Here is a 9,782-nt window from a genome sequence, read left to right on the forward strand (position 1 = left end):
GTTTCGGACGTGTTTCTCGATCAAAACACGTGTATCGCCTCAGATCCGGGCGGCCACGCCGTCGATCAGCAGTTCCACTGCCAGCCGGAATCCGGTGTCGTCGGCCTCCCCGGCGCCGATGAGCCGGCGCATCGTCCCGTTCACCTCGGTGTGCAGCAGGCCGCCGACGAGTACCACGAGGACCGCCCCGGTCTGGTCCACCGTGTCGTCGGGCAGTCCGGCGCCGTGCAGCACCGAGCGCAGCGACCGCCACATCGGCCCGTCGCGCTGGATGAAGTCGTCGGCCGCGAACGAGTGCCGGATCAGGTGGGGATGGGCGAGGCTGAGTTCGCGGAACGCGCCGGCCAGTTCGCGCAGCTGGTCCTGCCAGGTCCCGTCGGTGGGCACGATGTCGCGGGCCCCGTCGGTGACCATCCGGGTGATCCCGTCGAGCAGCGCCGCCTTGTTCGCCACGTGGTGGTAGAGCGACATCGGGTTCACCCCGAGGTCGGCCCCCAGGCGGCGCATGCTCAGCGCCTCGACACCGTCGGCATCGACGATCCGCAACGCCGCTCGCAGGATCGCGTCCTTGGTGAGACGCCGATCACCGGACTTTGTACCTCCAGCCATACGCCGTATGGTAGCGCCATACACCGTATGGCTGAGGAGGTTCCCCCGTGACCGCCGAAATCCCCGCCCCACGTGGTCTGCCCATCGTCGGCAACGGACTGCAGATCCCGGCGGAAGGCTCGTACCGCTTCCTCGCCGATCTGGCCGCCGAACACCCCGACGGCGTCTTCAAACTGAACCTCGCCGGCCGGCATGTGGTCTTCGTGCACGACCCGGACCTGGTCGCCGAGGTGTGCGACGAGACCCGGTTCTACAAACCGATCGACCCACCACTGGCGCACGTGCGCGACTTCGCCGGCGACGGACTGTTCACCGCCCGCGGCGAGGAGGAGGTCTGGGGCCAGGCCCACCGGATCCTGCTCCCGGCGTTCAGCCAGCGGTCGATGAAGGCGTACTTCCCGCAGATGCTGGAGATCGCGGACGACCTGGTGGCGGCCTGGTCGGACCGCACCGAGGTGGACGTCACCGACGACATGACCCGGCTGACGCTGGACACCATCACGCTCGCCGGATTCGGCCAGAAGTTCAAATCCTTCGACAAGCCGGAACTGCACCCGTTCCTGGAGGCGATGGGCCGGGCACTCACCGAGGCCATGCACCGGACCCGGCAGCTCCCGGTGGTCACCGGCCTGAAGAAGAAGGCCGACGCGGCGTACCAGGCCGACATCGGCATCATGCAGGAGCTCGTCGACGAGGTGATCCAGCAGCGGCGCACCAGCGGCGAGAAGGCGAACGACCTGCTCGGCCTGATGCTCGGCGCGGCCGACCCGGTCACCGGCGCTGCGCTCTCCGACGAGAACATCCGCAACCAGGTGCTCACCTTCCTGATCGCCGGGCACGAGACCACCAGCGGCACCCTGTCGTTCGCGCTGCACCTGCTGCTGCGCAACCCGCACGTGCTGGCGCAGGCCTACGCCGAGGTGGACCGGCTGCTGCCCGGCGACACGGTGCCGACCTACGAAACGATCATGAAGCTTGACGTGATCCCGCGGATCCTCGACGAGACGCTGCGCCTGCTCTCGCCGATCCCGGCGATCGGCCTGGCCAGCCGGGAGGCCACCACGCTCGCCGGCCGCTACGAGATCCCGGCGGACCAGAAGATCGCGGTGCTGCTGCGTCCCCTGCACACCAACGCGTCCGCCTGGCCGGCCCCGGAGACCTTCGACATCGACCGGTGGACCACCGAGGGCAAGGCCGGGCACCATCCGCACGCGTACAAGCCGTTCGGCAACGGCGAACGGGCCTGCATCGGCCGGCAGTTCGCGCTCACCGAGGCCAAACTGGCGCTCGCGATGATCCTGCAGCGGTTCGCGATCACCGACCCGGTGGGTTACCGGCTGCAGATCAAGCAGGCCCTGACCATCAAGCCGACCGACTTCCGGCTGCGGATCCGGTCCCGCCAGGATTACGAACGCACGGTCTTCGGCGTGGACCCGGTCGCCGCGGCCACGGCCACGCCGGTGGCGGAGATCAAAGCCTCGGGGGTACGCCTCCGTGTCGCCTACGGCTCGAACCTGGGCACCTCCGAGGACCTCGCCCAGCAGCTGGCCGACCGGGCCCGGCGCTCCGGGTTCGCGGTGACCGTGCAGACCCTCGACGAACTCGCCGACGACCTGCCCGCCGACGGTCTGCTGACCGTGGTCACCTCCAGCTACAACGGCAAGGCGCCGGACAACGCGCAGCGCTTCGACGAACTGGACATCCCGGACGGTGCGCTGACCGGGGTCCGGTTCGCACTCCTCGGCAACGGCAACACCCAATGGAACACCTACCAGGCGTTCCCGAAGCGGGTGCAGGACAAGCTGACCCGGGCCGGCGCCGCGGCGATCGTGGAACGGGGCGAGACCGACGCGTCCGCCGACTTCGACGGGATGGCCACCGCCTGGCTCGACGGGCTGTGGACGGCGCTCGCCGCCGACTTCGGCGCCGAGTCCGCCGCCGAACCGGCCGGACCGCGGTTCGTCGTCGAGGTGCTCGGCGAGGACCGGGTCCGCCCGGCGGTGGTGTCGGCGCAGGCGTACCCGATGACCGTGGTCGCCGTCGACGAACTGGTCAGCGACCCGGCCGGGCTCACCGACTTCACCGCCCGGGCGCCCCGCCCCGGCGTCAAGGCGGTCACCGTGCGGCTGCCGGAGGGCGTCTCCTACGCGGCCGGCGATCACCTCGCGGTCTACGCGAAGAACGAACCCACCCTCGTCGACTGGGCGCTGCACGTCCTGCGGGTACGCGCCGACCTGGTGATCAGGATCGGCCAGGACGGCGAGCGGCCGACCGGACTCCCGATCGGGGTCCCGATCACCGCCGGACTGCTGCTCACCGAGTTCGTGGAACTCCAGGAGCCGGCCACCCGCGGCCAGATCGCCACTCTCGTCCAGCACACCGAGTGCCCGTGGACGACCAGGCAGCTGACCGGCTGGGCCACCGACGACGTCGCCTACACCGACGAGGTCCGGGCCAAGCGCCTCTCGATCCTCGCCCTGCTGGAGCGGTTCCCCGCGATCGAACTGCCCTTCGGCGTCTTCCTGGAACTGGTCGGGACCATCCGGCCGCGGTTTTACTCGATCTCGTCGTCGCCACTGGCCGACCCGTCGCTGGCGACCATCACGGTCGGCCTGGTGGACGGTCCCGCGCTGACCGGGAACGGCCGCTACCGGGGCATGTGCTCGCAGTACCTGGCCCGTCTGACGCCCGGCGACACCTTCTTCGGGCACGTCCGGGTGCCGGCGCCGCCGTTCCGCGCACCGGCCGACCCCGGCGTGCCGATGATCCTGATCGGTCCGGGCACCGGCTTCTCACCGCTGCGGGGCTTCCTCCAGGAGCGGGCGGCACTGGCGACGCGCGGTCCGGCACTGCTGTTCTTCGGCTGCCGGCACCCGGAGCACGACTGGCTCTACGGCGACGAGATGCGCCGGTGGGCCGACGACGGCGTGGTCGACCTGCGCCTGGCGTTCTCTGGCAAGGCGGACCACCCGCACCGGTACGTCCAAGACGCGCTGGCCGCGGCCGGTGACGAGGTGTGGGAGCTGCTGTCCGCCGGCGGTCACGTCTATCTGTGCGGCGACGGCGCCCGGATGGCCCCGGCGGTCCGCGCCGAACTGCTCGCGCTGCACCGCGCCCGGTCCGGCTCGACGGACGCCGAGGCCGAGGCCTGGCTGAGCTCCCTGGAGGAGACCGGCCGCTTCCAGCAGGACGTCTTCGCCTGACCGCCCGCCACGGGTGTGGTGATTTGGGGTGTGCAGCGCGCCCGTAGTCACCACACCTCCACGGGTGTGGTGATTTGGGGTGTGCAGCGCGCCCGTAGTCACCACACCTCCACGGGTGTGGTGATTTGGGGTGTGCAGCGCGCCCGTAGTCACCACACCCCCACCGGTGTGGTGACTTTGGGCGTCCAGCGCGCCCGAAGTCACCACGCGGACGGGCTTCGCACCCGAAACGTGTCTATTTGAGGCGGGCGGCGAGCAGCGGGGCCAGCACCGCCGCGTAGGCCGTGCTCATGTGGCTGTCGTCCTTCCACACCATGACGTTGCCGACGATCGGCGGGCAGACCGTCTCGGTGCAGAACCACGGACGCGGGTCGACGACCGTCACACCCCGCGCCTTCGCCGCCGCGGTGACCAGCGCCCGGCGGGCCGGCGACGGGATCGCCTTCGCCACCGACCGGCTGCACGTCTCCACCCGGTCGGCGTGACCGGCCAGACAGTCCGGGACGTCACCGGACGGCCACGGCGTGTCCTGGATCAGCACCGGCCGGGCCCCAGCCGCCTTGATCCGGTCGAACGTCTTCGTCCACGCGGCCACCCACTGCTGATCGGAGTCGGTCCCGGTCAGCGGCTTCTTGCCGGTGGCGTCGAGCAGCCCGCCGCCGTCGCCACCGTTCGACGACAGGATCACGACGGCCGGCTTGACCCGGGCGATCTCCTTGAAGACCGACTCCCGCCAGCGGGTGCACTCCGGGTACGGCCGGTCCAGCCCCAGGTTCCAGACCGGCGCGTCGGCGGCCGGGCAGGCACTCTTGGTCAGGCTCAGCAGCCGCATGCCCCGCTGACCGGCGATGGTGTTCACCGCCGGGAACCAGTGCGCCGCGTGCGAGTCACCGAACAGCACCATCGTCTGCTCGCCGTCGCGCACCCCGTAGACGCAGGACGCCGAGGTGCTGGTCACCTGGGTGGCGTCGTAGTCGAGGTGACACTTGTCCGCGTACACCACAGGTTGGTCGGCCTTGGCCTCGGTGATCGAGGGACGCAGGTTGGCCGGCAGGTCGCTCAGCGAGGTCGACTGGGCGATCAGCGCCCGCAGCTGGGCCTCCTGATCGCGGGAACCGGCGAGCTCCTTCGCCGCGTCGGTGGTCGCCGCCCCGGTGCTTATCGCCGGGGCGAACAGGCCCGCCAGCAGGGCGGCCACCGTGCTGGCCGCGATCAGCCCGCCGCCGAGCCACAGCCCGCGCCGCGGTCGTTCCCGCCACCGGGGCATCCGCCGCAGCGGGTGCTCGAGCAGGTGGTACGACGCCACCGCCAGACCGAAAGCGATCACCGCGAGCAGCAGCCCGAGCCAGACCGACGACGTGGTGCCCAGCGCCGCCGGGCCGATCATCAGCAGCGGCCAGTGCCACAGATACCAGCCGTAGGAGTACCGCCCGATGATCTGGAACGGTCGCCGGCGCAGGAACCGGACGGCGCCGTCGTCCGGGTTGGCGATGCCCACCGCGATGACCGCCGCGGTGCCCAGCACCGGCAGCAGCGCCGCCGTCCCGGGGAAGTGGGTGTCCTCGTCGAAGAGCACCGCGGCCAGCCCGATCGCCGCCACGCCACCCCAGGTCAGCACCGCGGCGAGCCGGGCCGGCAGCACCGTCGGCCAGGCGGCGGAGAGCGCCACCAGCGCGCCGACGGCCAGCTCCCAGGCCCGGGTGTGCGTCCCGAAGTAGGCCCACGAGGAGGTCAGCGAGCCGCTCATCGCCAGCGACGCCCCGGTGATCACCGAAAGGATCATGACCAGCGGTACGCGCGGATGGTGTCCGCGCCGCCGGAACAGCACCGCCACACTCAGGATCAACAACGGCCACAGCAGGTAGAACTGCTCCTCGACCGCGAGCGACCAGTAATGCTGCAACGGCGACGGCACGGCGTCGGCGTTGAGGTACTGCACGCCCTCGTACGCCAGACGCCAGTTGATCCCGGAGAAGGCGGCGAACGCCGCATCCCAGCTGATCTCCGGCACCCGGGTCGGCGGCAGCCACAGCCACGCCCCGGCCAGCGTCGCCACCAGCACCAGCGTGGCAGCCGGCAACAGCCGCACGATCCGGCGCGCGAAGAACCCGCCCAGCGAGATCGACCCGGTCCGGTCCAGCTCCTTGAGCAGCAACGTGGTGATCAGGAACCCGGACACGACGAAGAACACGTCGACCCCGGCATAACCCCCGGCGAACCCGGGAACGCCGACGTGCGCCGCCACCACGAGCACGACGGCGATGGCCCGCAGCCCCTCGATGTCCCCCCGAAAACCGGCACGGCTCGGAGCGGCCGGAGTCGGCGTGACCTCGGATGCGCTGTCGTAGGTGACCGACATGTCCTGTCTTCGGGGTGCGGTGGGCGGCATCGGAACGGAGTTCGCGATAGTACCGGGGATTTCGGCGAACACGCAGGCGACGCCGTTCGGTACGTACCGAAAAGGGAAGGGTCGCCGACCTGCCCGGTGACCCTTCCCTCAGTTGATCATGAATGTGGCCGTCGCTTCTGCTGCGGTTGCGATCACGTCTCCGGTCGCCTCGTGCGTCGGCGCCGGTCAGCCACTCGCGGCCTCCTCGGGGCCGTCGCCGAGATCGGGAAGAGGTCGAGTGGCGTTCCGGCCGGTTCGGCCGTCTGCTGCGGTCTGTCCGCGAGCCGAAAACGACCGTGGTCGACGGCCGGCAGTCGTGCCATGCCACTCAGCTCAAGTTGACCTTGGAAGCGGCCCCGCGCTGCGACAAACGGCTGCACTGATGCGTCGCGTCGCTCGGAACGGGTGTATTCGCCGCCCTCGGTGCTGGAGTCACGTACGAGCGGATTCTGGACCCGTGGACCGTGGGGAACGTCGTCTTCGCGGGCATGACGATTGTCGGCGGGTATGCGAGTGGCCGTTCCCTGATGACGGGGTTCTTCGCCGGTCCGAAGGGCATCGTGGTCCGCACTCTGGGGAGTTCGACCACTGTCGCCTGGGGTGATCGAGAGCATCGGCGGCTCCGACCTGGTCTCCGGGCCGGCGTCGCTGGCCGGTGTCACGGCTCCGAAAGTCAGGGCGCGGTCTCGTCCGACGTGCCGGTGGGCTCCGGGGCGGCGGTGGTTGTCGTCGGCTCGGGGTCGGCCGGGGTGGTCTCGGTGGGCTCTTCCTCCTCCGGAGTCGTCGTCTCCGGGGCGGAGGTGGGCTCGGTCGTCTCGGCCGGGCGGGTGGTGGGCCGGGTGGTCGCCGCGGTCTGTTCCGAGGTGTCCTCGTCGTTCGCGGTCGGCCTGGTGGTCTGTTCCTGGCCGGTTTCGGTGCCGGACTCCTCCGTCTCCTCCTCGGTGGGGGAGGGTGCCGCCTTCGACGGGACCGCGGCGGGGGCGGACGGGGTCGTCGGCGCCGGCTTGTCGGTGAAGAAGCCGAGCGGATCGGCCAAGGCCACCACCGCACCCAGGCCGATCAGGGTGAGCAGCACCAGCCCGACGACGGCGAGCCGGCGCCGGTTGCGTACCGGCGAAGGAGAGGGAAAGGGCGAAAGGGAAGGAGAGGTTGAGGGCGCGGGAGCGGAGGGAACGGCTGCCGAGGGCGACGAGGCCGCATCCGCTGCGGGGAACGGCGACGTGGGCGCGATGGTCGCCGCGGGGCCGGACGGATCGGGCACGCGGGCCGCGCCCACCGCCGGCGCCGGGCCCACCAGGGTGGCGGTCAGCGGGCCGGGACGGCCGGGCGACACCGGGATCACCGTGGCCGTGCCGGACGACGCCGCGGTCTCCGCCTCCGCGGCCATCGCCGACGCCGATGCGAAACGGTCGTCCGGGTTCTTCGCGAGTGCGGTGCTGACCAGGGAACGGACCGAATCGGGCACGTCTGCGGGCAGCGGCGGCGGCTCCTCCTCGATGTGGGCCAGCGCCACCATCAGCGGATTGTTGCCCTCGAACGGCGGGTGGCCGGCGAGGCAGTGGTAGGCGACGGCACCCAGCGCGTACAGGTCCGCGGCGGGGCCGATCGAGCTTTTCGCCACCTGTTCCGGCGCGATGTACAGGGCCGTGCCGACGACCTCCCGTGCCCCGGTCAGCGTCACCGACTGCGCCGAGCGGGCCACCCCGAAGTCGACGAGCACCACCGTGCCGGACGGCTCGATGATCAGGTTGCCGGGTTTGACGTCGCGGTGCACGATGCCGGCCTCGTGGGCGGCGGCCAGCGCCTCCGCGGCCTGCGACACCACCGACATGGTCTCCATCGGGGAGAGGCGGCCGCGTTCGGCCAGCCGGTGGTTGAGCGGCTCGCCGTCGACGTGCGCCATCACCAGCCAGGCGCCGTCGTCGGTGCGGCCGTAGTCGTACACCGGAGCCACCCCGCGATGCCGCAGCGCCGCCATCACCCGGGCCTCGTGCTCGAACCGGTTGCGGAAACCCTCGTTGCCCACATAGTCGGTGAGCAGCGTCTTCACCGCCACGGACCGGCCCAGCACGGTGTCGGTCGCCTGCCAGACCTCGCCCATGCCACCGGCCGCGATCCGGTCGTCCAGTCGGTAACGGCCGCCGAGCGTCTCTCCGGGAAAGGGCATGGGCAGACACGTACCCACTTAAGACCGTGACTATCCCGCGGACCCTTCCGGCTCGTCGGGCTCATCAGGTGCCGATCCGGAACCGCCGTCGTCCGGTTCCGGATCCGGCTCACTCTCAGAACTCGAATCGGACGGTGACGTCGGCTCGTCGTCGTCACCGGGGTCCGGCGGCCGGTTGGTCCGCGGCCGGTTCCGGGTGGTGGTCTTCTCCTGTTCGACCACGGTCCTGCTCGGCGTCGCCGAACTCTGCGACGGCCGTGGTGTCGGCGACGGCGTGGGGGAGACCGACATCGGCGCCGACGGGGACGGCAGCACCCCCGGCATGATCCCGAACGGGTCGGCGAACACCAGGCCGGCGCCACCTCCGGCGAACACGATCACACCCCCGACGATCAGGGCCGCAGCGCGCCGGTTGCGCTTCTTCGGGGGTACGCGTAAAGCCCGCAAAGCCTCCGTCGACGGTGCCCCGGCGACGGCCGCAGCCTCAGCCATCGCCGCCGCGGACGGCCACCGCTGTTCGGGTTCCTTGGCGAGCGCCCGCATGACCACGTCCCGCACCGGCCGGGGCACATCGTCCGGCAGCGGTGGCGGCTCCTCCTGGAAGTGCTGCACCGCGATGGCCACCGGATTGTCACCGAAGAACGGCGGCTGCCCGGCCAGGCAGTGGTACGCCACCACGCCCAGCGAATACAGGTCGGCCGCCGGGGTGACCTCCCGCTTCGCCACCTGCTCCGGTGCGATGTAGACGACCGTACCCACGACGTGATCCGTGCCGGTGAGGGTGAGTGACCGCGCCGACCGGGCCACCCCGAAGTCGACGAGCACCACGGTCCCGTCCGGTTCCACGATCAGGTTGCCCGGTTTGACGTCGCGGTGCACGATCCCGGCCCGGTGCGCGACGGCGAGCGCCCGCGCGGCCTGCGCCACCACCGCCATCGTCTCCACCGGCTCCAGCCGTCCGACCCGGTCCAGCCGCCGGTCCAGCGGCTCCCCGTCCACATGGGCCATCACCAGGTAGGCGCCGTCGTCGGTGGTCCCGTAGTCGTAGACGGGCGCGATACCCTGATGCCGCAGCGAGGCCATCACGCGGGCCTCATGCTCGAACCGGCTCCGGAACCGTTCCTCGCCCGCATGCCTCGCGAGCAGCGTCTTCACCGCGACGGACCGCCCCAGCACGGTGTCGGTGGCCCGCCACACCTCGCCCATGCCGCCGGAGGCGATCCGGTCGTCGAGGTGGTAGCGCCCACCGAGCGTCTCTCCAGCAGAGGGCATGCCTGCCACGGTAGCCACTATCGACGCTCTTCAGTGCCCGCAGCCCGCAGCCCGCAGCCCGCAGCCCGCAGCCCGCAGCCCGCAGCCCGCAGCCCGCACCCGCACCCGCACCCGCACCCGCACCCGCACCCGCACCCGCACC

General features: G+C 71.2%; 5 protein-coding genes. 1 reads left to right on the plus strand and 4 read right to left on the minus strand.

Translation table 11 applies throughout. From position 1 onward, the window contains the following. Positions 1 to 39: 39 nt before the first annotated feature. Positions 40 to 609, minus strand: coding sequence for a TetR/AcrR family transcriptional regulator (locus tag QSK32_RS32685; protein ID WP_045746694.1), 570 nt, complete (start codon positions 607 to 609; stop codon positions 40 to 42). Between the two features lie 47 nt (positions 610 to 656). Here QSK32_RS32685 and QSK32_RS32690 point away from each other — a divergent pair, with 47 nt between their 5' ends. Then, on the plus strand, positions 657 to 3,812 hold the full coding sequence (locus QSK32_RS32690; RefSeq protein WP_285474017.1) for a bifunctional cytochrome P450/NADPH--P450 reductase: 3,156 nt from the start codon (positions 657 to 659) through the stop codon (positions 3,810 to 3,812). A 235-nt stretch (positions 3,813 to 4,047) separates the two neighbouring features. Here QSK32_RS32690 and QSK32_RS32695 read toward each other — a convergent pair whose 3' ends face one another. The 3 genes from QSK32_RS32695 to QSK32_RS32705 all read right to left on the minus strand — a co-directional run bounded on the left by QSK32_RS32695 (position 4,048) and on the right by QSK32_RS32705 (position 9,640). Further along, complete coding sequence (locus tag QSK32_RS32695) at positions 4,048 to 6,171, minus strand: acyltransferase family protein (RefSeq protein WP_285474018.1); 2,124 nt, start codon at positions 6,169 to 6,171, stop codon at positions 4,048 to 4,050. 703 nt (positions 6,172 to 6,874) lie between these two features. Then, complete coding sequence (locus QSK32_RS32700) at positions 6,875 to 8,368, minus strand: serine/threonine-protein kinase (RefSeq protein ID WP_285474019.1); 1,494 nt, start codon at positions 8,366 to 8,368, stop codon at positions 6,875 to 6,877. Positions 8,369 to 8,398: 30 nt separating this feature from the next. Then, positions 8,399 to 9,640, minus strand: a complete 1,242-nt coding sequence (locus tag QSK32_RS32705; protein WP_045746698.1) for a serine/threonine-protein kinase — start codon at positions 9,638 to 9,640, stop codon at positions 8,399 to 8,401. Between the last annotated feature and the right edge of the window lie 142 nt (positions 9,641 to 9,782).

This window comes from Actinoplanes sp. NBRC 101535, from assembly GCF_030269225.1.
Taxonomy (GTDB): domain Bacteria; phylum Actinomycetota; class Actinomycetes; order Mycobacteriales; family Micromonosporaceae; genus Actinoplanes; species Actinoplanes rectilineatus.

Bases quoted from the DNA above. Each gene is read 5' to 3' on its own strand.
- QSK32_RS32695 (WP_285474018.1), bottom strand. From the start codon at position 6,171: ATGTCGGTCACCTACGACAGCGCATCCGAGGTCACGCCGACTCCGGCC.
- QSK32_RS32700 (WP_285474019.1), bottom strand. From the start codon at position 8,368: ATGCCCTTTCCCGGAGAGACGCTCGGCGGCCGTTACCGACTGGACGAC.
- QSK32_RS32685 (WP_045746694.1), bottom strand. From the start codon at position 609: ATGGCTGGAGGTACAAAGTCCGGTGATCGGCGTCTCACCAAGGACGCG.
- QSK32_RS32705 (WP_045746698.1), bottom strand. From the start codon at position 9,640: ATGCCCTCTGCTGGAGAGACGCTCGGTGGGCGCTACCACCTCGACGAC.